General features: G+C 68.2%; 23 protein-coding genes. 12 read left to right on the top strand and 11 right to left on the bottom strand.

Features of this window, described 5'->3' with window-relative positions; all coding sequences use genetic code 11:
• Positions 1 to 21 precede the first annotated feature (21 nt).
• From RBB84_RS01710 to RBB84_RS01700, 3 genes are read left to right on the top strand one after another with little or no spacing between them, the layout of a single operon-like run.
• Positions 22 to 726 carry a lipid droplet-associated protein gene (locus RBB84_RS01710; RefSeq protein ID WP_006553908.1) on the top strand — a complete coding sequence of 235 codons (705 nt, stop codon included), beginning with the start codon at positions 22 to 24 and terminating at the stop codon, positions 724 to 726.
• Complete coding sequence (gene xseA, locus RBB84_RS01705) at positions 723 to 1,988, top strand: exodeoxyribonuclease VII large subunit (protein ID WP_064255776.1); 1,266 nt, start codon at positions 723 to 725, stop codon at positions 1,986 to 1,988. The genes RBB84_RS01710 and xseA overlap by 4 nt, the downstream gene beginning before the upstream one ends.
• Positions 1,985 to 2,260 (top strand): exodeoxyribonuclease VII small subunit, encoded by a 276-nt coding sequence (locus RBB84_RS01700; protein ID WP_064255775.1) that lies wholly within the window; start codon positions 1,985 to 1,987, stop codon positions 2,258 to 2,260. Before xseA ends, RBB84_RS01700 begins: the two co-directional genes overlap by 4 nt.
• Positions 2,261 to 2,304: 44 nt before the next feature.
• On the opposite strand, the gene RBB84_RS01695 is transcribed toward RBB84_RS01700, so the two are convergent.
• Positions 2,305 to 2,874: a DUF4245 domain-containing protein gene (locus RBB84_RS01695; protein ID WP_024103281.1), complete on the bottom strand. Its 570-nt coding sequence runs from the start codon at positions 2,872 to 2,874 to the stop codon at positions 2,305 to 2,307.
• Positions 2,875 to 3,057: 183 nt separating this feature from the next.
• Here RBB84_RS01695 and glpX point away from each other — a divergent pair, with 183 nt between their 5' ends.
• On the top strand, positions 3,058 to 4,092 hold the full coding sequence (glpX, locus tag RBB84_RS01690) for a class II fructose-bisphosphatase (RefSeq protein WP_006553904.1): 1,035 nt from the start codon (positions 3,058 to 3,060) through the stop codon (positions 4,090 to 4,092).
• A gap of 134 nt (positions 4,093 to 4,226) precedes the next feature.
• A complete protein-coding gene (locus RBB84_RS01685) occupies positions 4,227 to 5,642 on the top strand; it encodes a class II fumarate hydratase (RefSeq protein ID WP_024103280.1) in 1,416 nt (471 codons plus the stop codon).
• 134 nt (positions 5,643 to 5,776) lie between these two features.
• Here the strand turns inward: RBB84_RS01685 and RBB84_RS01680 are convergent, their stop codons facing one another.
• Positions 5,777 to 6,367 (bottom strand): esterase, encoded by a 591-nt coding sequence (locus RBB84_RS01680; protein ID WP_231911958.1) that lies wholly within the window; start codon positions 6,365 to 6,367, stop codon positions 5,777 to 5,779.
• A gap of 160 nt (positions 6,368 to 6,527) precedes the next feature.
• Between RBB84_RS01680 and RBB84_RS01675 the strand changes: the two genes are divergently transcribed.
• Together RBB84_RS01675 and RBB84_RS01670 are read left to right on the top strand one after the other, a co-directional pair.
• Positions 6,528 to 6,950, top strand: coding sequence for a limonene-1,2-epoxide hydrolase family protein (locus RBB84_RS01675; RefSeq protein WP_024103278.1), 423 nt, complete (start codon positions 6,528 to 6,530; stop codon positions 6,948 to 6,950).
• A 91-nt stretch (positions 6,951 to 7,041) separates the two neighbouring features.
• Positions 7,042 to 7,470 (top strand): carboxymuconolactone decarboxylase family protein, encoded by a 429-nt coding sequence (locus RBB84_RS01670; RefSeq protein WP_024103277.1) that lies wholly within the window; start codon positions 7,042 to 7,044, stop codon positions 7,468 to 7,470.
• 54 nt (positions 7,471 to 7,524) lie between these two features.
• Here the strand turns inward: RBB84_RS01670 and RBB84_RS01665 are convergent, their stop codons facing one another.
• The 4 genes from RBB84_RS01665 to RBB84_RS01650 form a co-directional block, all read right to left on the bottom strand.
• The gene (locus RBB84_RS01665) at positions 7,525 to 8,889 is read right to left on the bottom strand and encodes a PhoH family protein (RefSeq protein ID WP_024103276.1); all 1,365 of its coding nucleotides are present in this window, start codon (positions 8,887 to 8,889) and stop codon (positions 7,525 to 7,527) included.
• Positions 8,890 to 9,223: 334 nt separating this feature from the next.
• Entirely contained in the window at positions 9,224 to 9,910 is a 687-nt protein-coding gene (locus tag RBB84_RS01660) for an isochorismatase family protein (protein ID WP_039584592.1), read from the bottom strand.
• Positions 9,911 to 10,071: 161 nt separating this feature from the next.
• A complete protein-coding gene (glyA, locus tag RBB84_RS01655; protein ID WP_006553887.1) occupies positions 10,072 to 11,367 on the bottom strand; it encodes a serine hydroxymethyltransferase in 1,296 nt (431 codons plus the stop codon).
• A gap of 95 nt (positions 11,368 to 11,462) precedes the next feature.
• Positions 11,463 to 12,653 (bottom strand): hypothetical protein, encoded by a 1,191-nt coding sequence (locus RBB84_RS01650; RefSeq protein WP_064255773.1) that lies wholly within the window; start codon positions 12,651 to 12,653, stop codon positions 11,463 to 11,465.
• A gap of 151 nt (positions 12,654 to 12,804) precedes the next feature.
• Between RBB84_RS01650 and coaA the strand changes: the two genes are divergently transcribed.
• Positions 12,805 to 13,737, top strand: coding sequence for a type I pantothenate kinase (coaA, locus tag RBB84_RS01645; RefSeq protein WP_006553885.1), 933 nt, complete (start codon positions 12,805 to 12,807; stop codon positions 13,735 to 13,737).
• A gap of 73 nt (positions 13,738 to 13,810) precedes the next feature.
• Here the strand turns inward: coaA and RBB84_RS01640 are convergent, their stop codons facing one another.
• The gene (locus RBB84_RS01640) at positions 13,811 to 14,578 is read right to left on the bottom strand and encodes an isoprenyl transferase (RefSeq protein WP_006553884.1); all 768 of its coding nucleotides are present in this window, start codon (positions 14,576 to 14,578) and stop codon (positions 13,811 to 13,813) included.
• A gap of 157 nt (positions 14,579 to 14,735) precedes the next feature.
• On the opposite strand from RBB84_RS01640, the gene RBB84_RS01635 reads away from it, so the two are divergent.
• Positions 14,736 to 15,404 carry a hemolysin III family protein gene (locus RBB84_RS01635; protein ID WP_024103272.1) on the top strand — a complete coding sequence of 223 codons (669 nt, stop codon included), beginning with the start codon at positions 14,736 to 14,738 and terminating at the stop codon, positions 15,402 to 15,404.
• A gap of 74 nt (positions 15,405 to 15,478) precedes the next feature.
• On the top strand, positions 15,479 to 16,396 hold the full coding sequence (locus RBB84_RS01630) for a mechanosensitive ion channel family protein (RefSeq protein WP_064255772.1): 918 nt from the start codon (positions 15,479 to 15,481) through the stop codon (positions 16,394 to 16,396).
• Between the two features lie 64 nt (positions 16,397 to 16,460).
• Here the strand turns inward: RBB84_RS01630 and RBB84_RS01625 are convergent, their stop codons facing one another.
• Genes RBB84_RS01625 through mca form a run of 3 tightly spaced genes read right to left on the bottom strand, consistent with a single transcriptional unit; the run spans position 16,461 to position 19,694 of the window.
• Positions 16,461 to 18,455 carry a thioredoxin domain-containing protein gene (locus tag RBB84_RS01625; RefSeq protein ID WP_064255771.1) on the bottom strand — a complete coding sequence of 665 codons (1,995 nt, stop codon included), beginning with the start codon at positions 18,453 to 18,455 and terminating at the stop codon, positions 16,461 to 16,463.
• Between the two features lie 43 nt (positions 18,456 to 18,498).
• Positions 18,499 to 18,819: a hypothetical protein gene (locus tag RBB84_RS01620; protein WP_006553881.1), complete on the bottom strand. Its 321-nt coding sequence runs from the start codon at positions 18,817 to 18,819 to the stop codon at positions 18,499 to 18,501.
• Positions 18,816 to 19,694, bottom strand: a complete 879-nt coding sequence (mca, locus tag RBB84_RS01615; protein WP_064255770.1) for a mycothiol conjugate amidase Mca — start codon at positions 19,692 to 19,694, stop codon at positions 18,816 to 18,818. Before mca ends, RBB84_RS01620 begins: the two co-directional genes overlap by 4 nt.
• A 162-nt stretch (positions 19,695 to 19,856) precedes the next feature.
• On the opposite strand from mca, the gene RBB84_RS01610 reads away from it, so the two are divergent.
• Complete coding sequence (locus tag RBB84_RS01610) at positions 19,857 to 20,285, top strand: DUF4307 domain-containing protein (protein WP_039584586.1); 429 nt, start codon at positions 19,857 to 19,859, stop codon at positions 20,283 to 20,285.
• Between the two features lie 247 nt (positions 20,286 to 20,532).
• On the top strand, positions 20,533 to 21,027 hold the full coding sequence (gene greA, locus RBB84_RS01605) for a transcription elongation factor GreA (protein WP_006553878.1): 495 nt from the start codon (positions 20,533 to 20,535) through the stop codon (positions 21,025 to 21,027).
• Between the two features lie 92 nt (positions 21,028 to 21,119).
• Here the strand turns inward: greA and RBB84_RS01600 are convergent, their stop codons facing one another.
• The gene (locus RBB84_RS01600; protein WP_064255769.1) at positions 21,120 to 22,481 is read right to left on the bottom strand and encodes a bifunctional lytic transglycosylase/C40 family peptidase; all 1,362 of its coding nucleotides are present in this window, start codon (positions 22,479 to 22,481) and stop codon (positions 21,120 to 21,122) included.
• Positions 22,482 to 22,586 lie beyond the last annotated feature (105 nt).

Raw genomic sequence — 22,586 nt, 5'->3', positions numbered from 1 at the left:
ATCATCGGGCAGTCTTGGGGCATGATCCGTCCACCGTTCCTGGCACGGGTGGCTGCCGGCGTTGCTGTCACCGCGTACGAAGAGACCCTCAAGCTGCCGAGCACAGCCGTTTCGTTGCCGATGACGACGGTGAGCCAGATCCTGCAGACGACGATGCGAGTGCAGCAGGTCATGACCTCGTTCGCCATCAAGGGCGACCAGTTCTTCGAGATCTTCGGAGCGGAGCCCGCCGAGACCGCGCAGTGGGCGACCTTCGACGACGACGGCTCGACCCCTTCGGACGAGACCGCGACCTCGACGAACAGCGCCGCGAACGGCGCTCCCGGCCGGTTCGCCCTGTACTCGATCCCGCCGGCCACCGAAGCCGACGCACCCGTGGCCGAGCAGGCCGCACCGGTAAAGGCCGGCACCGCGACGACGAAGGGGCCCGCGAAGAAGACGGCAGCCGAGAAGTCTGCTCCGAAGAAGGCCGCCGCGAAGTCCGCAGACGCCGAGGTCACGAAGATCGGCGAGACCACGGACACGAAGGTCGCCTCCGACGATCGTTCCGAGATCGTCGAATACCTCGACTACGACTCGCTGACCCTCGCCCAACTGCGTGCCCGCCTGCGCGCACTGTCGGTGGACGAGCTCACAGCGGTGCTCGAATACGAGAATGCTCACGCCGCGCGTACTCCGTTCGTGACGATGCTGTCGAACCGGATCACGAGCGCGCGTAACAAGTGACGGCCGGACAGAACGCGGCACGCCCGAACTCCGCGGAGCAGCCCTGGCCCGTCCGCACCGTGGCGCAGAAGGTCGCCGGGTGGATCGACAAGCTCGGCACCATCTGGGTCGAAGGGCAGATCACGCAGATCAACGCCCGCCCCGGGACGCGGACGGCGTTTTTGACCCTGCGCGACCCGTCGGTGGACATGTCCCTGCAGGTGACCTGTTCACCCCAGTTGTTGCAGCAATCGGGGGTGCCGCTCACCGAGGGCAGCCGCGTGATCATGTTCGGGAAGATGACCTTCTGGCCCGGCCGCGGCAGCCTGGCGCTGCGAGTCACGGAGATCCGGGCCGTCGGTATCGGTGAACTGCTCGCGCGGCTCGAACGACTGCGTGCGTTGCTCGCGGCCGAGGGACTGTTCGACCCGCGGTTGAAGCGCCCCCTCCCCTTCCTGCCGCGCCGCGTCGGTCTGGTCACCAGCCGCGGCAGCGCGGCCGAACGCGACGTGCTGTCGGTCGCGCAGCGTCGCTGGCCGGCCGTGCAGTTCGACGTCCGCCACGCGACGGTGCAGGGCCCGACCGCGGTCACGCAACTCATCGACGCCATCGAAGCACTCGACAAGGACCCGGACGTCGACGTGATCGTCCTCGCCCGCGGCGGCGGCAGCGTCGAGGATCTGCTGCCCTTCTCCGACGAGGCGCTGTGCCGCGCGATCGCCGCGTGTACGACGCCCGTGGTCAGCGCGATCGGCCACGAGCCCGACAGTCCGCTCTGTGATCACGTCGCCGACCTGCGGGCCGCGACCCCGACCGACGCCGCGAAGCGCGTCGTACCCGATGCGGTTGCCGAACTCGATCTCGTCGACGAACTGAGAGCACGGTCGGCGGCGGCGCTGCGCAACTGGGTCCGGCGCGAGGAACACGTGATCGCACAGTTGCGCGACCGTCCCGTCCTGGCCGATCCGTTCCGCGATCTCGACCGGCGGAACGAGGAGATCGAGCGGTTGCAGCACGCGGCACGACGCGACGTCACGCGATTGATCTCGTCGCAATCGTCGACGCTCGAACACCTGCGGGCACGGTTGGCGACCCTCGGGCCCGCGGCGACCCTGGCGCGTGGCTACGCCGTGGTCCAGCGGATCGTGCCGGACAGCGCCCCCGAAGTGGTACGCACACTCGACGAGATGCCCATCGGCACCCAGCTGCGAGTGCGCGTGGCGGACGGCGCGGCCCGCGCCGCCGTCATGGGACACGAACGACAAGGAAGATCAGGACAGTGACGAACGCGGGAACCGACGACGCCAACGCCGATGTGCGGGAGTTCGGCTACGAGCGAGCTCGGGACGAACTCGTCAACGTCGTGAAGATGCTCGAGCAGGGCGGACTCGACCTCGACGACTCGTTGCAGCTGTGGGAGCGCGGCGAGGCACTCGCGCAGCGCTGCGAGGAACATCTTGCCGGCGCCCGCGAACGTGTCGAGCAGGCGCTCTCCCTCGCGGACGACGAGGACGAAGACGACGAGTACGAGGACGAGGACGAGGACGAGGACTGACCTCGACCGAGCTCACGATCAGGGCTCGGTCGCTCCGACCCGGATCAGGGTTCGAGGGGCTCGGCCCTGCCCGCGGCGGTGGCCAGGGTCGTGAACTCGGCCTCGTCGCCGGAGCCACCGATCAGGATGCGCACGTCGCCGAAGTCCGACACCCAGAGCGCTTCGACGCCCTCGCCGCCGTAGACCACCCAGTCGTGGCCCTCGACGGACCTGGTGTCGGTGGCGGTGCGGGCACCTCCGGCGACGAATCGCACCAGTTCGTCCTCACCGGCATCCGATTGGGTGAAGCGCACGTAGCGACCTGCGGGAGTGATGAAACCGACGGTGCTCGAATCGCCGCCCTGGTTACCGGAAACGATGCTGCGGCTACCGGAGTTGGGCTGCCAGTCCTCGGGCACCTCGGGGTGGCGGATCGGGAATCCGAGTTCCGCCGCGTCGTATTTCAGGCCGGCATCGATGTCGAAGCTCGGCACGGGACCCGCCGTGGGTCCGCCGGGCTTGAACTCGCACTGGCTGGCGATCGCCGCGATGAAGAGGATCAGCACGAGCAGCGGGATCAGCGACCACGCCATATCTCGACCGTCTTGCAGGATGCGAGGTTTCTTGGATGCCACCCGTCCAGTCTGACAGCTACGAAACGGGCAGGTTCAGGCCGGGCGGGTCCGACAGCCCACACCATCGGCCGTGATGAGACAATAGCCACGCGACACACACGGATCGTGCGGGCGCCCTCGGCGCCCGCTCCCTCTGCCGGCGCAACCCGCGTCGACCGAAAAGTCTCCAGGAGGCAGTAGCCCATGACGGCCAGCACCCCACGCCGCGAAGCTCCGGACCGCAACCTCGCGCTCGAACTGGTCCGCGTCACCGAGGCCGCGGCGATGGCGGCCGGCCGGTGGGTCGGACGCGGCGACAAGGAAGGTGGCGACGGCGCCGCCGTCGACGCGATGCGGCACATGGTCAGCTCCGTGTCGATGCAGGGTGTCGTCGTGATCGGTGAGGGCGAGAAGGACGAAGCGCCCATGCTGTACAACGGCGAGGAGGTCGGCAACGGCGACGGTCCGCTGTGCGACGTCGCGGTCGACCCGATCGACGGCACGACCCTCATGTCGAAGGGCGCTCCCGGCGCGATCGCGGTGCTCGCCGTGGCCGAGCGGGGCGCGATGTTCGATCCGTCCGCCGTGTTCTACATGGAGAAGATCGCCGTCGGTCCCGAGGCCGCCGACGTCATCGACATCACCGCCCCGATCGCGGAGAACATCCGCCGTGTCGCGAAGGCGAAGAACATCGCGCACGCCGACCTGACCGTGACGATCCTCGACCGTCCGCGCCACGCGCAGATCATCAGGGAGGTGCGCGAGGCGGGTGCCCGCATCCGTTTGATCTCCGACGGCGACGTCGCCGGCGCGATTGCCGCTGCACGTCCGGGTTCGGGTGTCGACATGCTGCTCGGCATCGGCGGTACCCCCGAGGGCATCATCGCCGCGGCCGCGATGCGCTGCATGGGTGGTGCGCTGCAGGGTCGCCTGGCACCGAAGGACGACGCCGAGCGCCAGAAGGCGATCGACGCCGGACACGATCTCGACCGTGTCCTCACCACCACCGATCTCGTCACCGGCGAGAACATCTTCTTCTGCGCGACCGGCGTCACCGACGGTGAGCTGCTCCGCGGCGTCCGCTACTCCGCCGGGGGCGCGGAGACGCAGTCGATCGTGATGCGCAGCAAGTCGGGCACGGTCCGCATGATCGAGGCGTACCACCGCCTGCAGAAGCTCAGCGAGTTCTCGTCCATCGACTTCCACGGTGTCGCCGGCTCCCCGCCGCCCATGCCCTGATCATCACTGCCCTGATCATCACTGCCCTGATCATCACTGCCCTGATCGTCACCGATCCTTCCGAGGAGGGGCACTGCACCGAGTTCTGGTGCAGTGCCCCTCCTCGTTCGTTCCGGCGGCATAACGTGGAGGACATGACCGACACCGAACAGTCTTCTCAGCAGTTCCGTATCGAACGCGACACGATGGGCGAGGTCCAGGTTCCGGTCGACGCCTTGTGGCGCGCCCAGACGCAGCGCGCCGTGGAGAACTTCCCGATCTCGGGCCGTGGACTCGAACGCGCACAGATCCGAGCGCTGGGTCTGCTCAAGAGCGCCTGCGCCCGGGTGAACAAGGACCTGGGTCTGCTCGACCCCGACAAGGCCGACGCGATCGTCGCGGCCGCCGATGCCATCGCCGCGGGTGAGTACGACGACCAGTTCCCGATCGACGTCTTCCAGACCGGTTCGGGCACGAGCTCGAACATGAACACCAACGAGGTCATCGCGTCGCTCGCCGCGAAGGCCGGCGTCACGGTCCACCCCAACGACGACGTCAACATGTCGCAGTCGTCGAACGACACTTTCCCCACCGCGACGCATGTCGCCGCGACCGAGGCGACGGTGAAGGATCTGATCCCCGCCCTCGAGCACCTGCACGGTGCCCTCGACGAGAAGGCGAAGGAGTGGCGCACGGTCGTCAAGTCGGGTCGTACGCACCTGATGGATGCGGTCCCGGTGACCCTGGGCCAGGAGTTCGGTGGGTACGCCCGCCAGATCGAGGCCGGGATCGAACGTCTCCGCGCAACCCTCCCCCGCCTCGGCGAACTGCCGATCGGCGGTACCGCGGTGGGCACGGGCCTCAACGCACCGGCGGATTTCGGGGCGCGTGTCGTGGCCGTGCTCGTCGAGACCACGGGGCTCGACGAGTTGCAGGGGGCCCGCAACAGTTTCGAGGCTCAGGCCGCGCGTGACGCTCTGGTCGAGGTGTCCGGGGCGCTGCGCACCGTCGCCGTGTCGCTGACGAAGATCGCCAACGACATCCGCTGGATGGGGTCCGGTCCGCTCACGGGTCTGGCCGAGATCCAGCTCCCCGATCTGCAGCCCGGTAGTTCGATCATGCCGGGCAAGGTCAATCCCGTTCTTCCCGAAGCGGTTACGCAGGTCGCCGCACAGGTGGTGGGCAACGACACCACTGTGGCGTGGAGCGGCGCGGCCGGGGCGTTCGAACTCAACGTCTACATCCCGGTGATGGCCCGCAACGTCCTCGAGTCGATTCGTTTGCTCGCCAACGTCTCCCGACTGTTCGCCGATCGCTGCATCACCGGGCTGGTCGCGAACGTCGAACATCTGCGCACACTGGCGGAGTCGTCGCCGTCGATCGTCACTCCCCTCAACTCCGCGATCGGATACGAGGAGGCGGCCGCCGTCGCCAAGGAGGCGCTGAAGGAGAAGAAGACGATCCGTCAGACCGTCGTGGACCGCGGCCTCGTCGGCGACCGCCTGAGCGAGGAGGAACTGGACCGCCGCCTCGACGTCCTGGCGATGACGCGGGTGGACGAGGAGTCCTGACCCGCAGGGTCCCGGCCGGCCCCCGCCTGCAGCCGCTACGAATTTCACCATCCGCTACAGCAACTCGGAATGTGCTGTAGCGGATGGTGAAAACGTGAGCGGATAGCGAGGGCTCAGCGAGTCGGGGAGTCACCTCATTCCTGGACCACCTCGGTCCCGGTGCCGGGCGCCCACGTGATGTAACCGAACTGGAAGTTGCTTCGCGCACCGTCGGGGGTCTGTTCCTCGTCGGTGATCGGGAAGCCCAGGTCGCCACCGGCACCACCCGCGGCCTCCCAGGCCGTGCGGATCTCACCCCACACGATGTGGGAATCGGTGTCGGGGCTCCACGCGATGATGCCGCCCTCGAACTCCGCGACGTAACCGTCGCCGACTTCCTCCTGCTGGCCGGTCGCGGCGCCGAGCGGGCTGGACGCACCGCCGACCTCGTCGTACTTCTGCAGGATCGGTCCGCTGAGTTCGACCTGCTCGCCGTCCGGTCCCGGCACCGCACTGGACCGATCCGCCGCGGGCTCGTCGGCCTCGGGCGAATCGTCGCCCTGCGTGATCGATTCGACGGCGCTCTCCGCCCCGGATGCCACGCTCTCCGCGGCGGACTGGACCGCGCTGGTCGCGCTGCCCACCGTGTCCTCCGCGGATTGGTCGTCGCTGCAACCGGCGACCACCAGTCCGATCGCCGCTGCGGCCGCCACCAACGCTGCTCTGCGTCGGGGAATTCGATTCATCGGTTCGCTCCTGTCACTGAGAGGACGGGTACCTGATTTCAGGGTGCCCGACTCCTCGGCGACACAACCCGGTTTCCGGTGATTCCGTGCCGTGCACCAATCCGCCCCACCCCCGGCATCCTGCCGTTACCATGCGACGCAGCCGACGCCGAGGAGAACGATGAGCACACAGACCGCCACCGCGCAGGACGCCGTCGCCACGGTGACCGACTTCCTGGAGGCAACGGCCGCGGAGGACATCGACCGCGCCGCCTCGCTGATCACCGACGACATCGCGTGGCACAACACCTGGCTCCCCACCATCCGCGGCGGTTCCCGGGTCCGGAAGATCCTCGCCGGTCTCGCGCGACCTTCGGTGGGCTTCGGCGTCGTCGTCCACCACATCGCGGCCGACGGCGACATCGTGCTCACCGAACGCACCGACATCCTGCGCTTCGGGCCGGTGAGCATCGAGTTCTGGGTGTGCGGCACCTTCGAGTTGCGCGACGGACGGATCGCCGTGTGGGACGACCACTTCGACGTCCTCACCTTCCTTCGCGGAACCGTCGTGGGCGTCCTGCGTGCCGTCCTGCGTCGCTCCTGACGATCCTCACCCCACCGCTCCCCCCAGGGCGCCCGCATAGAATCCGTTCGTCGCCGAACCGTTCGGCGACGGATCAGCAGGGAGCGATGACATGTCCGACGCCGAGCACACTCCGGGATTCACGACGGGTCTGGAGATCCGGCGCGAAGTGATGGGTGACGACTTCGTCGAGCGGGCGTTCGAACGTTCCCGCGGCACCGACTCCGAGGCGATGCAGGAGTTCGTGACCGAGCACGCCTGGGGTGCCGTGTGGTCGCGTCCCGGCCTGGACCGGCGCAGCCGCAGCCTGCTCAACCTCGGCATGCTCATCGCGCTGCGCGCCGAGAACGAGCTGCGCGGACACGTCCGCGGTGCCCTGCGAAACGGGCTCGGCCGCACGGAGATCGTCGAATCCGTCATCCACTGCTCGGCGTACTGCGGCGCTCCCGCCGGACTCGCTGCGATGCGCGTGGTCCAGGAAGTGCTCGAGGCCGAACTCGGCCCCCTCTCCGAGGGCACCGATGCCTCCGACGAGGTCTGACGACGACGGCGCGCCCGGCGGATGCCGGACGCGCCGTTCGATCATGCTCGGGTGTCAGGCGCCCGGAGCGAACTCCTCGAGCATCTCCGTCACGAGTGCTGCGATCGGCGACCGTTCACTGCGGGTGAGCGTGACGTGCGCGAACAGCGGATGTCCCTTGAGCTTCTCGATGACCGCCGCGACACCGTCGTGCCGGCCGACACGCAGGTTGTCGCGCTGGGCGACGTCGTGGGTGAGCACGACGCGCGATCCCGCACCGAGCCGCGACAGGACGGTGAGCAGCACGTTGCGTTCGAGCGACTGCGCCTCGTCGACGACGACGAACGAATCGTGCAGCGACCGGCCGCGAATGTGCGTGAGCGGCAGCACTTCCAGCATTCCGCGGCTGAGCACCTCCTCGAGCACCGCCGGGCTGGCGAGTCCTTCGAGGGTGTCGAAGACCGCTTGGCCCCACGGATTCATCTTCTCGGCCTCGGTACCCGGCAGGTAGCCGAGTTCCTGCCCGCCCACCGCGTAGAGCGGCCGGAAGACGACCACCTTGCGGTGGGTTCGTCTTTCCAGGACGGCCTCGAGTCCCGCCGTCAGTGCCAGCGCGGACTTTCCGGTTCCGGCCTTGCCGCCGAGGGAGACGATGCCGACGGATTCGTCGAGCAGCAGGTCGAGGGCGACGCGCTGTTCGGCGGAGCGCCCGTGCAGTCCGAACGCCTCCCGGTCGCCGCGGACGAGCTGCACCCGCTTGTCGGCGGTGACCCGGCCGAGTGCGCTGGACGAACCACCGAGGAGTCTGATCCCCGTGTGGCACGGCAGATCCCGCGCGTCGTCGATGTCGACGATGCCCTCGGTGAACATCTCGTCGATGAGGGTCCGGTCGACCTCGAGTTCGGTCATGCCCGTCCATCCCGAGATCACCACGTCCTGGGCGTGGTACTCGTCGGCGTCGAGGCCGACGGCACCGGCCTTGACGCGCAACGGGATGTCCTTGCTGACGAGCACCACGTCGCGTCCCTCGGTGGCCAGGTTCAGGGCGCACGCGAGGATGCGGGAGTCGTTGGTGTCGGTGCGGAATCCCGCGGGCAGGACCATGGGGTCGGTGTGATTGAGCTCCACGTGGAGGGTGCCACCCTCGTCCCCGATAGGGATGGGCTGGTCGAGGCGTCCGTGCCGCTGCCGCAGGTCGTCGAGCAGGCGCAGCGATTCGCGAGCGAACCAGCCGAGTTCGTGGTGGTGCCGTTTCCCTTCGAGTTCGCCGATCACGACCAGCGGAAGGACGACTTCGTGCTCGGCGAACCTGGTGACCGCCCAAGGGTCGGAGAGCAACACTGAAGTGTCCAGCACGTAGGTGCGTACAGCGGATTCTTTCGCAGCGGCGGTACCGGAGGCGTGGCCGGAGCGGGTGGGGACGGAGCGTGTTGCGTTCACGTGGGGCTCCTCGGCCCGGACGGCACCGTCCGGACGTATTCGGTGGGCCGGTGGGTCCCCGGTGTCGTCACGACCACGGAGGCCCGGTGCCGGCCCCCTCGCTCGGACTGTGTCAGCCACACGATCAGGGACCTCCCGTGTAGACGGCACCTGCGCCGCCTACACCCCCGACGCTAACCCCGATACGGACGATTCGCTCGATGGTGGAGCATGCGTGTCGGTGAAGTTTGCGTAAACGTCGTCTCGGGAGTGTTTGTGCGCCTCAGAGGTATGCACGAACGTCGTGGATCCGACCCCGCTCGACGGGTCCGATCCACCGAAATTCTGATTCGGGTCAGCGCAGCGACGCGGTGAGTTCTTCGGTCTCGCGGTCGCGGCGACGCGCTGACGCGGTGATCGACTCGATCAGCGCGTCCGTGGTCTCGACCCGGCCGACCCGCTTGGCGACGTACTGGAGCGCCATGAGGTGCTCGTCGCGGGAGAAGTCGGCGGTGGCGTCGAGGGCCATGAACGGCGCGACGTCGCTCATGAAGGCGTCGGCGGCGCTGAGCATACAGCCCATGTGTGCGTAGACGCCGGTGACGATGAGCTGGTCGCGGCCGTTGTGCGCGAGCAGCTGACGGAAGTCGGTGCGCTGGAACGCCGAGTAGCGCCACTTGGTGACCTGGATGTCGTCCGGGCCGGGGGTCAGTTCGTCGATGACCTCGGTGTCGCGGCCGGTGCTCAGCCCGACGCCCCAGAAGTCGGCAAGGATGCCGCGACGCGACGGATGCTGGTCGCCGGGCTGCATCGTGTAGACGACGGGGATACCGGCGGCCAGGCACGCCTCGCGGAGGCGGACGATGTTGGGCACCACGGTCGCGAGGGGTTCGGCATCGCGCCGGTAGGCGTCGATGAAGTACTTCTGCATGTCGTGGATCAGCAGTGCACAGCGGGACGTGTCGATCGTCCAGTCCACCCGAGCGGCGGGAATCTCGTCGCTGGTAGGCAACTCGTACGGATCGATGCTCGGGATGGCCATGCGACTTCCTTCTGCTGTTCGGGGTACGCGTGCGGGCACCGACAGTGTCGGCATGCGTAGGCTACCCTAACCAGCCCTACGGTGGGATGTCTCGACCCCTGATACGCCGACCGGCCCGCACCGGAGATCGGTGCGGGCCGGTCGGCGACAGCAGGAAGCCGTCAGATCAGACGCCAGTCCTCGAGGCCCTCGTACAGCGGCACGGACTGTGCCAGGGCGCTCACGCGGGTCCGCAGCGACTCGGCGTCGGCGCCACCGACGAGCGTCTGCGCGATGATCTCGGCGACCTCGGTGAACTGCTCGTCGCCGAAACCGCGGGTCGCGAGCGCCGGGGTGCCGATGCGCAGGCCCGAGGTGACCATCGGGGGACGCGGATCGAACGGCACGGCGTTGCGGTTGACGGTGATGCCGACCTCGTGGAGGGCGTCCTCACCCTGCTGGCCGTCGAGCTGCGAGTTGCGCAGGTCGACCAGGACCAGGTGCACGTCGGTGCCACCGGTGAGCACCGAGATGCCCTTGTCGGCGACGTCGGACTGCGACAGGCGGTCGGCGATGATCCGGGCACCGGAGAGGGTGCGCCGCTGGCGGTCCTTGAACTCGTCGCTCGCGGCGATCTTCAGCGCGACGGCCTTCGCGGCGATCGCGTGCATGAGCGGTCCGCCCTGCTGGCCGGGGAAGACGGCCGAGTTGATCTTCTTCGCCCATTCCTGCTTGGCGAGGATCAGGCCGGAACGCGGGCCACCGAGGGTCTTGTGCACGGTGGTGGAGACGACGTCGGCGTAGGGCACCGGCGACGGGTGCAGGCCTGCGGCGACCAGACCGGCGAAGTGCGCCATGTCGACCCACAGGTAGGCACCGACCTCGTCGGCGATGGAGCGGAAGGCGGCGAAGTCCTCGTGGCGCGGGTAGGCGGACCAGCCGGCGACGATGACCTTCGGCTTCTCGCGCAGCGCGATGTCGCGGACCTCGTCCATGTCGATGCGGTGGTCGTCCTTGCTGACCCCGTAGGACGCGACGTCGTACAGCTTGCCGGAGAAGTTGAGCTTCATGCCGTGCGTGAGGTGGCCGCCGTGCGCGAGGTCGAGACCGAGCAGCTTCTCGCCGGGGGTCATCAGCGCCATGAGCACCGCCGCGTTCGCCTGCGCACCCGAGTGCGGCTGCACGTTCGCGAAATCGGCGCCGAAGAGCTCCTTGGCGCGGTTACGGGCGAGGTCCTCGACGACGTCGACGTTCTCGCAGCCGCCGTAGTAGCGACGACCGGGGTAACCCTCGGCGTACTTGTTGGTCAGGACGCTGCCCTGGGCCTGGAGGACGGCGCGCGGCACGAAGTTCTCCGACGCGATCATCTCGAGCGTGTCGCGCTGACGCGACAACTCGCCGGCCATGGCCTCGGCGACCTCGGGATCGAGGTCGTTCAGTGCGGCAGTGTTCACGTCGGCGCCGGGCGCAGCGGTCATCGAGGTTTCTCCAAGCAGAGGACGTCAGGGATACGTCCTCCAGTCTACGAAGGCCGTCCACCGCTCCGGAAGCCGGTCCCCGAGCGACCTGCGGTTCACCGCAGGCTGCTGGGCACCAGGGGTTCGTCGAGCAGGCGCCGGAAACGGTCGGCGCGCTCGGCTCCGGCCGGAACCTGCCCGAGCCAGCTGCCGAGGAGCCGGTAGCCCTCCACATAGGTGCTGATATAGGCGCGCCACAACGGCGACGACAGGAACCGCAGCGACTGCCGGGCACGTTCGGGGCTCGACAGCGACCAGCGCTGCAGGAATTCGACCACGTCGTCGTGACTGCGCCTGCGGTCGTGGAGCAGCAACGCGGCGTCCTGACGCACCGGCAGCAACTGCTCGGACGCCTCGGCCAGTTCCTCGGCGAGTTCGCCGTCGAACCGGAGCCCGAGATCGGCGTAGATCTCCTGCGCCCACTTCCCCCAGCCCGGGCCGACGATCGCTTCGAGCGCGAGATCGGCGAGGCCTTCGGCCATGAGGCACTGCGGGGTGTTGACGAGGAACAGCGTCTGCTCGGCCTGCCCGGCGGCGACGAGACCGGCCTCCTTGCGGCAATGCTCGGTGTGGTGCCCCGGATACGCCTCGTGCGCGATGAGCCGCGGCAGGTGCGCCATGGTCTGTTCGAGATCGGAGTTGATCGCGACCCGCGAACGGTAGTCACCGAGGTAGTAGTTGAAACCCGACCACGGCTTGTCGCCGACGACCTCGTACTCGACACGTTCGGTGTCGGGCAACGGGTAGACCGCCCGCACCTTCTCCCGTAGAGCGCTCGAGAACGCGTCGACGCATTCGGCGAGACGATCGGCGGGGATCACATCGGACCTGCGGTGGGCCTGCATCCGTTCGGTGAGCGATCCGGTGCCGGGCAGCAACGCATCGAGGCGACGGTGCGCGTCGCGGTAGGTGTCCTCGTCGCCGGGCGCGATGCGGACGTCGAAGTACGCCTCGACCTCGTCGACGAAACCGATCTCCTCCCCCGCGAACTTGCGGGCCGAGCAGTCGAGGGCGCGCAGATGCACGTCGAGGAAACGGGTGCGCTCGTCGGACAGTGCCGCACCGGGAAGTTCGTCCCGCAGGCGTCGCGCGGTGTGTGATAGATCACGGGGATCGGGGGTCGGAGCGTTCTCGACCTTCCGCCGCAGCGCGGGATCGCCGGTGTAGGCGTCGACGAACCCGTCCTCGAGCCGATCGAAAGCCAGGCCCAGCAGCAGATATTCGTTCACGAAGTCGTCGGCTCCCATACCGGCCGAGCGTAGTCGCTCGTCGGCGACCCGACACGGGAGAACCCGCCGGGGCGGGGACCCCGGGGAGGCATCCGCCTGTGTCAGCGAGCACAATCCGTTACATGGACATGCAACGCCGCATCCGCCGCGCCACCGGGAAGCCGTGCCGATGGCTCGTCTGAACGAACCGAGCCCGTATGTCGAGTTCGACCGCAAGCAGTGGCGGACGCTGCGGAAGTCGACTCCCCTCGTCCTCACCGAGGACGAACTCATCGGGCTTCGGGGCCTGGGCGAGCAGATCGACCTCGCGGAGGTCGCGGAGGTGTATCTCCCCCTCGCCCGGTTGATCCACCTGCAGGTCGCAGCGAAGCAGCGGTTGTTCGCCGCGACCGCGACCTTCCTCGGGGAGAAGCATCCCGACCAGCAGGTGCCGTTCGTGATCGGTGTGGCCGGTTCGGTGGCGGTCGGCAAGTCCACCACGGCCCGTGTGCTGCAGGCGTTGCTGGCACGCTGGGACCATCACCCGCGGGTGGATCTCGTGACCACCGACGGGTTCCTCTACCCCACCAAGGAACTGGTGCGGCGCAACATCATGCACCGCAAGGGTTTTCCCGAGAGCTACGACCGGCGCAAACTGCTGCGGTTCGTCACCGAGGTCAAGTCGGGAGCGAAAGAGGTTGCGGCGCCGATCTACTCCCACATCTCGTACGACATCATCCCGGGTCAGTACCACATCGTGCGGCAGCCGGACATCCTCATCATCGAGGGCCTGAACGTGCTGCAGACCGGTCCGCGGTTGATGGTCTCCGACCTGTTCGACTTCTCGATCTACGTCGACGCGCGTATCGAGGACATCGAGAAGTGGTACGTGGAACGCTTTCTCGCGCTGCGTAAGACGTCCTTCGCGGATCCCGAGGCGCACTTCCACCACTACGCGAACCTGTCGGACCGGGACGCGATGAGTGCCGCGAAGGAGATCTGGCACTCGATCAACCTGCCGAACCTGGTGGAGAACATCCTGCCGACGCGTCCCCGCGCGACCCTGGTCCTGCGCAAGGACTCGGATCACGCCATCAACCGGCTCCGGTTGCGCAAGCTCTGACGCGCCCCGCCGCTCGGCCCTGTTCCAGGCGCCGAACCGGCGGGTGCCGTCAGGCGCCGAACCGGCGGTGCCGTCAGGCGCCGAACCGGCGGTGCCGGGCGGCGTAGTCGCGCAGCGCGCGCAGGAAGTCGACCCGGCGGAACTCGGGCCAGTACGCCTCGGTGAACCAGATCTCCGAGTAGGCGGACTGCCAGAGCAGGAATCCGGACAGTCGCTGCTCGCCGGAGGTACGGATCACGAGGTCCGGATCGGGTTGACCGGACGTGTAGAGGTGGCTGTCGACACCGTCGACCGTCACGGACTCGACGAGCTCTTCGCCACGCAACCCCTGCGCGTAGCGCACCCGCAGGAGCGACTGCACCGCGTCGACGATCTCCTGGCGACCGCCGTACCCGACGGCGACGTTGACGTGCGTGCCCGTCCGGCCCGCGGTGCCGGCCGCGGCCTCGTGCAGCCGCTTGGCGTGGTCGGCCGGGAGCAGGTCGGTGGTGCCGACGATCTTCACGCCCCAGTTCTGGCCGGGCGCGGAGATCTCCTCCACCACGTCGGAGATGATCTCGAGCAGAGCATCGAGTTCCTCCGGGTCGCGACGGAGGTTCTCGGTGGACAGCAGGTAGATCGTCGCCGTCTCGATACCGGCCGCGTCGCACCAGCTCAGCAGCTCGGCGATCTTCTTGGCACCTTCGCGGTGACCGTGACTGACGTCGGTGAAGCCGTTCTCGCGCGCCCAACGCCGATTGCCGTCGCACATGACCGCGACGTGTCGCGGATGCCGTGCTCCGTCGAGTTCCTTCAGCAGCCTGCGCTCGTAGAGCCGGTACAGCAGTCCGCGGACGCTCACCCCGTCATCACCACGCGAGTCACATTACGCCCAGGCGTACGGACGGTCGCGTCGGTGGTCACAGAGTCTCCCGGAGCGCCCTCACGGGCTGTAACGTGACGACGGAACAAACCTACGGGTGCGTAGGTTACTGATCGGTACCGAGAGGAGCGCACGCATGACGGCATTCGGCCTCGAGGAACTACCCGTCAAACCGCGGATGCGCGGATGGATCCACGCCTGGGCCTTCGGTGTGGCCGTCATCGCCGGCGTCGCCCTCGTCTCGGCCGCCGCCTTCCTCGCCGACCGCCCGGACGCAGTACTCCCCGCGACGATCTACAGCCTCACCGTGTGCGGTGTGTTCGGCGTCAGCGCGCTCTACCACCGCCTGAACTGGGGGCCCCGGTCCCGCGTGTGGATGAAGCGCGCCGACCATTCGATGATCTTCGTGTTCATCGCCGGCAGCTACACCCCGTTCGCGACACTCGCCCTGCCCCCGGAGTCCGGGCGACCGCTGCTGATCGTCGTGTGGGCGGGCGCGCTGGCGGGCGTGGCCCTGAAGATGCTGTGGCCTACGGCGCCGCGCTGGGTCGGTGTGCCGCTGTATCTGCTGCTCGGATGGGCCATCGTGCCCGTTGCCGGACAGCTGGTCGCCGAGGTCGGTCTCGCTCCCATGCTGCTCCTGCTGGTCGGAGGGCTGTTCTACAGCGGAGGAGCGATCCTCTACGCGACCCGCTGGCCCGATCCGTGGCCCGCGACCTTCGGGCACCACGAGTTCTTCCACGCGGCCACGGTCATCGCGGCACTGTGTCACGCGATAGCGGTGTGGCTCGTGATTCTCGGTTGAAACCTCACCGACCGCTTCGTGCAACTTCTCACACCACCTGAAGCATCCGGCACCCGTTTGTAGACTCGCGGGGGATGTCTATTCCGTTGCTCGCCTTCGAACTGACCGAGACCAACAGGGACTGGCTGATCCACCGGCCGCTCGCGATCGTGAGTTACATCGTCGTCGCGATCGTGCTCCGCTTCGTCCTCCACCGACTGATCGACCGCATGACGAAGCCGCGTGAGAAATCCGGCAAGCCCCGCCGATCGTTCCTCGCACCGCTGCAGGAACGCGCCGAACGCGCCATCGGTGATCCCTACGCGCGCGAACGCCGGATCCAGCGTGCCCAGACGATCGGCTCGGTATTCAAGTCCGGTGTGTCGGTCGTCGTGCTCGTCTGGGTGGTGCTGCAGACGCTCGACACGCTCGGCTTCAACGTCGCGCCGTTCATCGCCTCGGCCGGTATCGCCGGCGTTGCTCTTGGTTTCGGTGCGCAGAACCTCGTGCGGGACTTCATCTCGGGCATGTTCATGCTGCTCGAGGACCAGTACGGTGTGGGCGACGTGGTGGACCTCGGCGACGCGGTGGGCACCGTCGAGTCGGTCGGCCTGCGCGTGACGACCGTCCGCGACATCGACGGCACCCTGTGGTTCTGCCGCAACGGCGAGATCCTGCGCGTCGGCAACATGAGCCAGGGCCACGCGGTCTCCGTGATCGACGTACCCATCGCACCGACCTCCAATGTCGACCGCGCCTGCCAGATCGCCCTGCGGGCCGTACTCGACGGCGTCGAACGCGAGGACATCGCACCCGACATCCTGGAGAAGCCCGAACTGCTCGGGGTCAACTCCGTGACGGCGGGTACGGTGACGCTGCGGCTGACCGTGCGCGTGCGCGCCGGCAAGCAGTGGGCGATCCGCCGCAGTCTCACCCGCGCGGTGCTCGAGGCGTTCGATCAGAACGGCATCGAGTCGCCGAACGTCGCGGTCGCAGCCGCCGTGAGCAGCTAGACCCTCGAAGTAGAGGACCGAGCGCACCGATTCACCGCCCCTGGCACCGCCTGGCCCCGACGAGTCAGAGCGCGGCGAGCACCTCGCGCAGATCCGTCTCCGTCGTCACCGGCCGATCGCACACGAAGCCCCGGCACACGTAGGCCGCGGATGCTCCGTCGACGAGCGGCCGACCATCGAGCAGCGGCGACGAGTCGGGTTCGCCGCCCACCACGATCGCTCCCCCCGGTGCGAGCCGGCGCGCGAGGTCGAGGAGTGCGCCGCCACCCGCGACGGCGACCTGCAGCGGACCGCGCACCGACGCCTCGGCCACGGTCAGCCAGTGCCCTCCGGCACGCGGCGCTTTCTCGAGCAGGATCGAGGCCGCCGACAGCGACAGCGCGGCGGCATCGGCGTAGCGCGGGTCGTCGTGCACCAGCGCGGACAGACCGAGCAACGCCTCGGCGATCAGCGACGCCCCCGACGGCGTCGCCCCGTCGACCGGATCGCGCGGCCGGGCGACCAGCGATTCGGCGTCGTGCGCGGTGTCGAACCAGCTCCCGGGACGTTCCGGATCCGCGAACTGCGTGAGCGCGACGTCGGCGAGTTCTCGCGCGCGCTCGACCCAGCTCCGATCCCCGGTCCCCTGATGGACGGCGAGCAGCGCGGTGACGAGTGCTCCGTAGTCCTCGAGCACGCCCACCGGAGATCCGACGACACCTCCGAGCGACGCGCGGCGCAGTCGTCCATCGACGAGGTGCCGGTCGAGCAGGAACCGCGCGCACCTCGCCGCCGCGTCGATCCAGGCGGGTTCGCCCAGTGCGATGCCGGCCTCTGCCAGTGCAGTGATCGCGAAGCCGTTCCACGCGGTGACGACCTTGTCGTCGCGTCCGGGTTGCGCGCGATCCTGCCGGGCCGCGAACAGGCGTGCCCGCACGTCGGCGAGACGGGCCGGATCGTCGGGCTCGTCGAGCAGCTGCAACACCGAGGTGCCGTGTTCGAAGGTGCCGCCGGGAGTGACGGTGAAGGCCTCCGCGGCCCACCGGCCGTCGTCCGCGCCGAGCACCTCGACGAGCTGATCGGGGGTCCACACGTAGGTCAGGCCCTCGACCCCGTCCGTGTCGGCGTCGAGCGCCGAGGCGAATCCGCCGTCGGTGGTGAGCAGGTCGCGCAGCAGGAATTCGGCGGTCTCCCGGGTGACCCGCGTCGGCAGTTCCGCGCCGGTCACCCGCGCGAGGTGCGCGTACAGCCGTAGGAGCAGCGCGTTGTCGTAGAGCATCTTCTCGAAGTGCGGCACCGTCCAGGCGGCGTCGACGCTGTAGCGGGCGAAACCGCCACCGAGCTGGTCGTAGATCCCACCTCGCGCCATCGCGTCGGTCGTGCGCTCGACGAGACCGAGCGTGTCGGCGGAGCGCGTGCGCTCGTATCCGCGCAGCAGGCCCTCGAGCAGGTTGGACGGCGGGAACTTGGGTGCGCCCCCGAAGCCGCCGTGTTCGCGATCCTCGTCGGTGGCGATCGCAGCGGCCGCCGCGTCGAGCAGGACCGCCTCGACAGCGGCCTCCCCGACGGGCAGTCCCCCGCTGCTGCGACGGAGTTCGGTGGCCACGGCGTCGGCGGCCTGCGAGACCTCATCGCGCCGGTTGTGCCAGGTCTGGGTGATGGCCTCGAGAAGTTGGACGAAGGACGGCATGCCGCCGCGCGGCGTGTTCGGGTAATACGTGCCGCAGTAGAAAGGCGAGCCGTCGGGGGTGAGGAAGCAGGTCATCGGCCATCCGCCCTGACCGGCCATGGCGACGGTCGCGTTCATGTAGACCGCGTCGATGTCCGGCCGTTCCTCACGGTCGACCTTGATGCACACGAAGTTCTCGTTCATGACAGCGGCCGTGGCCTCGTCCTCGAACGACTCGTGTGCCATGACGTGACACCAGTGGCAGGCCGCGTACCCGATCGACAGCAGGATCGGCACGTCGCGCTCGCGCGCCTCCGCGAGCGCGTCGTCGCCCCATTCCTGCCAGTGGACCGGATTGTCGGCGTGCTGCCTCAGATAAGGGCTCAGGGCGTCGGCCAGTCGGTTCGCCATGCCCCCACGCTACGGAAGGAGCACCGCCGGTGACGGCCGGTCGTCAGCTTCCCTTGGTGGGTTCCGGACGTTCCGGACCGGTGGCCTTCGTGCCGCCGGCCTTCTCCTCGGCTCCGCCGGGCATCGCACCCGGCAGCGTGCCGTCGTCCACGGCCTGGTCGGGTTCGGGATGCTCCGGCTGGAAGTTCTCGGGCAGCTTCTTCAGCCGCTTGTTCATGTTCCAGATCAGCAGAGCGGTCGCGACCAGCAGGACCACCACGATGGCCAGTCCGAGCGGAGACGCCTTGCCGAACTCGGGGCCGGTCGGCTCCTGGGCCAGAATCTCGACGGCCAGAACATCGACCGCGAGCGTGCCTATCGTCATTCGCCCTGTCCGTCCTCGATGCCCGCGAACAGATCCGTCTCGGGAAGTACCGTGCTCACGCGGGTCTTGGCCAACTCGAACTCCTCGGTCGGCCACACCTTCTGCTGGATGTCCAACGGCACCGCGAAGAAGGATCCGTTGGGGTCGATCTGGGTGGCGTGGGCCCGCAGCGCGTCGTCGCGCTTCGGGAAGTAGTCGCCACAGGTGATCTGGGTGGTCACGCGCCCCATGATGTCGCCCTGCTCGGTGCGCCACTTGTTGAGCCACTGCTCCATCGGGAACGGCTCCCCGCGACGCTCGTACTCCTCGCGGAACAGCTCGAGCCGCTTACGGATGAAACCGTGCGAGTAGTAGAGCTTGCTCACCGCCCAGGGCTCGCCCAGCTCGGGATGGAAATCCGGATCCGCGGCCGCTTCGTAGGCCGCGACCGACACCTCGTGGCACCGGATGTGGTCGGGATGCGGGTAGCCACCGTTCTCGTCGTAGGTGGTCATGACGTGGGGGCGGAACTCGCGCACCGACTGCACGAGCCGGCGGACCGGTTCGTCGAGCGGGATCGCAGCGAAGCAGCCCTCCGGCAGCGGAGGCTTGGGGTCGCCCTCGGGCAGTCCGGAGTCGACGAAGCCGAGCCACTGGTGCCGCACCCCGAGGATGCGGGCGGCCTCGGCCATCTCCTCCTGACGCACCTCGCTCATGCGTTCGCGAATGCCGGGCACATCCATGGCGGGGTTCAGGATGTCGCCGCGCTCTCCGCCCGTGAGCGTGACCACCAGAACCTCGTGCCCCTCGGCCGAGTACCGGGCCATCGTGGCCGCGCCCTTGCTCGACTCGTCGTCGGGATGGGCGTGCACGGCCATGAGCCGTAGTCCGCTCACGTGTATTCCTCCACCTCACGTCGTCTGCTTCGCCGGAACCGACCCTGCGCCCGCGTCGCGGTCGCTACGGATCCGTCCTCTATAGTTCCACCTGATAATTCCGACGTCAGCCGTGACCCTGCGGCGACGCCCGATCCATCGTTCCGCTGTGAAAGCAAAGTGATGAGCAACACCCTGCCCACCGACCGGTACCCCTCCTCCCGGTACCCCGGGCCCCGCGTGTCGACACGCGGCAAGCGCTGGGGTTTCACCATCGCCGGTCTGCTCGCCGGGCTCGTCGTGGCGTTCGTGCTGTTCCAGAACAACTCGGCTCCGATCGAGTCGGAGGTCCTCGCCTTCGAGATCATCGACGACAGCACCATCGACATCCAGCTCAAGGTCACGCGGGACGATCCGTCCGAGGATGCCGTCTGCATCATCCGGGCGCGGTCGAAGGACGGCAGCGAGACCGGACGGCGCGAGGTCCTCATCCCGGCGTCCGATTCGCAGACGGTCGTGCTGACATCCACGGTCAAGACGTCACAACGCCCCGGAATGGGCGATACCTACGGCTGCAGCACCGAAGCTCCCGACTACCTCCGCGCACCCTAGGAATCTACCGCGACCAGCGGCTTCCTGCGCTTTTCCGGAGCAGCGACGATAGTGATGCTAAAATAGCCGGATACACGGTTCCACCCTTTGGGGCCGTGTATTGCTGCATAAGAGCATCAACAGACAGTACGACTTCCGTTCAGCCTGACAACCAGGGGGGACGACGGGGGTCGTGCTGTCGCGGTCGTTGCATGTGCACGACTTGTCCACGGAGCCGGGGGCTCCAACCCGAAGGAAGTGATCGAGGATGACCGAGACCCAGGTGACCTGGCTGACGCAGGAGTCGTACGACCGACTCAAGGCCGAGCTGGACCAGCTCATCGCGAATCGTCCTGTCATCGCCGCCGAGATCAACGAGCGTCGCGAGGAAGGCGACCTCAAGGAGAACGGCGGCTACCACGCGGCCCGCGAGGAGCAGGGCCAGCAGGAAGCCCGTATCCGTCAGCTCCAGGAGCTGCTGGGCACCGCCAAGGTCGGCGTCGCTCCGACCGAGTCGGGCGTGGCCCTCCCCGGTTCCGTCGTCACCGTCTACTACGCCGGCGACGAGACCGACACGGAGACGTTCTTGATCGCGACCCGCGAAGAAGGTGCCCGCAACAGCGAGCTCGAGACCTACTCCCCCAGCTCGCCCCTCGGTGGCGCCCTGATCGACGCGAAGGTCGGCGAAACCCGCGAGTACACGCTGCCCAACGGCAACACCATGAAGGTGACACTGGTGAGCGCGGAACCTTACCGCGGCTGATCGCCGAGTGCCGCACCGCGGCAGTCCCCTCCGCAGCCGAAAGGCCCGACCGGATTCTCTCGGTCGGGCCTTTCGCGTGTTCACGGCAGGTGTCAGAAGATGCGCCGCGCCTTCATGTCGGGGAAGACCGGCCCCACCCGCACGACGTCGCCGGTGGTGGGTGCGTGCACCATCTGCCCGCCACCGATGTAGATGGCGACGTGACCGGGTCCGCCGGCCTGCCAGTTGCCGAACAGCAGGTCGCCGGGGCGCGCCGCGTACAGCGGCACCTCGGTGCCGATGTGCCACTGTGTCTCGGACGTGCGCGGCAGCGTGATGCCCGTCGCGGCGAAGACCGCGTACGACGTCAGGCCGGAGCAGTCGAAACCGCCGCCGGACGGCCCGTTGATATTGCCGCCACCCCATACGTACGGCAGGCCGAGGTACTTGAAGGCAAGGTCGACGATGCGATTACCGACGTCGCCGGCTCCGCCTCCGATGCCCAGACCCAGGAACGGCGAGAGCATGCGGGCGAAGACGTGCTCGGTCGCGCGGATCTTCGCGACGTAGGGCTTCGTCTGGTTCTCGTAGTCGGGATGACCGGACGGCATGCCACCCGAGCGCTTCACCGCGCCGACGCCGGCGTTGTAGGCCGCGAGGGTCAGATCGAGGGTGTCGCCCTCGACCAGTCCGCGCTTCTTCCAGTCGTCGATGAGCTTGTAGTTGTCGCACAGGAGGTTGCCCGACGCCATGACCGGGTCGGCGATGCCGAGGACGTCGGCCTTGCCGTCACCGTCGGCGTCCTTGCCGTACTGGTCCCATGTGCCGGGCATGAACTGTCCCGGGCCGCGGGCGCCGACCGGCGAGACCGGCGCGGTCGGGCCGTACCGGAAACCGTTCTCGGCGGAGTAGAGGGCCGCGAGGACCGGCGCGGAGACCCCTTCGCACAGTTCGCCGGCCTTCTTCAGCCACGGCGCGAACACTGCGATCGCACCGATGGGTGCGAGTCGCGTTCCGGGAAGGATCGCCGGGATCGACGGCAACGTGATCCCGGTGCCCGGGATCGTGGGACCGGGTTGCGGGTTCCCGACCACACCGGTCGCCGGGGGTTGGACCGGTATTCCGAAGGGCCCGGGACGCGCGGCCGGCGGTTCGGGCGCCAGAGCGGGCGGAGCTGCTTGCGGATCGGCGGGGTGCAGGGCCGCGGCCGCATCCTCGGGCAGATGCGGCTCGATCGCTCCCGCGACCGCCGTCGTCGCATCCGCGACTGCCTGTTGTGCTCCCTGCTGCATCGGTTCCGGCAAGGACGCGACGAGATTCGCCACATCCGTGTCGGCGTTCTCGGCAGTTGCCTCGAACGACTCGATCGCCCCGTTGATCTGATCCTTGATCTCTGCTGGTAGGTCCACGCCCTGAACGAGCGCACTTGCTGCCGTAGCCACTGCCACGATGACCGCAGACGGGTCCACCGACATCCGCTACCCCCACATCCATCCATCAACCGCTCTCACCGTAACTGTGAGGTCGATCACCAGTGCGGCTTCCGGATGTTCTTATCACATATATTCAGGAACACGTTC

It is taken from the genome of Rhodococcus sp. D-6, from assembly GCF_040256695.1.
Taxonomy (GTDB): Bacteria; Actinomycetota; Actinomycetes; order Mycobacteriales; family Mycobacteriaceae; genus Rhodococcus; species Rhodococcus pyridinivorans.
Note: the sequence above shows the minus strand (reverse complement) of the source record. Positions and strands in the feature narration are given on the sequence as shown.

Bases quoted from the DNA above. Each gene is read 5' to 3' on its own strand.
- RBB84_RS01710 (WP_006553908.1), top strand. From the start codon at position 22: ATGATCCGTCCACCGTTCCTGGCACGGGTGGCTGCCGGCGTTGCTGTC.
- glpX (WP_006553904.1), top strand. From the start codon at position 3,058: ATGACGGCCAGCACCCCACGCCGCGAAGCTCCGGACCGCAACCTCGCG.
- RBB84_RS01685 (WP_024103280.1), top strand. From the start codon at position 4,227: ATGACCGACACCGAACAGTCTTCTCAGCAGTTCCGTATCGAACGCGAC.
- RBB84_RS01680 (WP_231911958.1), bottom strand. From the start codon at position 6,367: ATGAATCGAATTCCCCGACGCAGAGCAGCGTTGGTGGCGGCCGCAGCG.
- RBB84_RS01675 (WP_024103278.1), top strand. From the start codon at position 6,528: ATGAGCACACAGACCGCCACCGCGCAGGACGCCGTCGCCACGGTGACC.
- RBB84_RS01670 (WP_024103277.1), top strand. From the start codon at position 7,042: ATGTCCGACGCCGAGCACACTCCGGGATTCACGACGGGTCTGGAGATC.
- RBB84_RS01660 (WP_039584592.1), bottom strand. From the start codon at position 9,910: ATGGCCATCCCGAGCATCGATCCGTACGAGTTGCCTACCAGCGACGAG.
- glyA (WP_006553887.1), bottom strand. From the start codon at position 11,367: ATGACCGCTGCGCCCGGCGCCGACGTGAACACTGCCGCACTGAACGAC.
- RBB84_RS01650 (WP_064255773.1), bottom strand. From the start codon at position 12,653: ATGGGAGCCGACGACTTCGTGAACGAATATCTGCTGCTGGGCCTGGCT.
- coaA (WP_006553885.1), top strand. From the start codon at position 12,805: ATGGCTCGTCTGAACGAACCGAGCCCGTATGTCGAGTTCGACCGCAAG.
- RBB84_RS01635 (WP_024103272.1), top strand. From the start codon at position 14,736: ATGACGGCATTCGGCCTCGAGGAACTACCCGTCAAACCGCGGATGCGC.
- RBB84_RS01630 (WP_064255772.1), top strand. From the start codon at position 15,479: ATGTCTATTCCGTTGCTCGCCTTCGAACTGACCGAGACCAACAGGGAC.
- RBB84_RS01625 (WP_064255771.1), bottom strand. From the start codon at position 18,455: ATGGCGAACCGACTGGCCGACGCCCTGAGCCCTTATCTGAGGCAGCAC.
- RBB84_RS01620 (WP_006553881.1), bottom strand. From the start codon at position 18,819: ATGACGATAGGCACGCTCGCGGTCGATGTTCTGGCCGTCGAGATTCTG.
- RBB84_RS01610 (WP_039584586.1), top strand. From the start codon at position 19,857: ATGAGCAACACCCTGCCCACCGACCGGTACCCCTCCTCCCGGTACCCC.
- greA (WP_006553878.1), top strand. From the start codon at position 20,533: ATGACCGAGACCCAGGTGACCTGGCTGACGCAGGAGTCGTACGACCGA.
- RBB84_RS01600 (WP_064255769.1), bottom strand. From the start codon at position 22,481: ATGTCGGTGGACCCGTCTGCGGTCATCGTGGCAGTGGCTACGGCAGCA.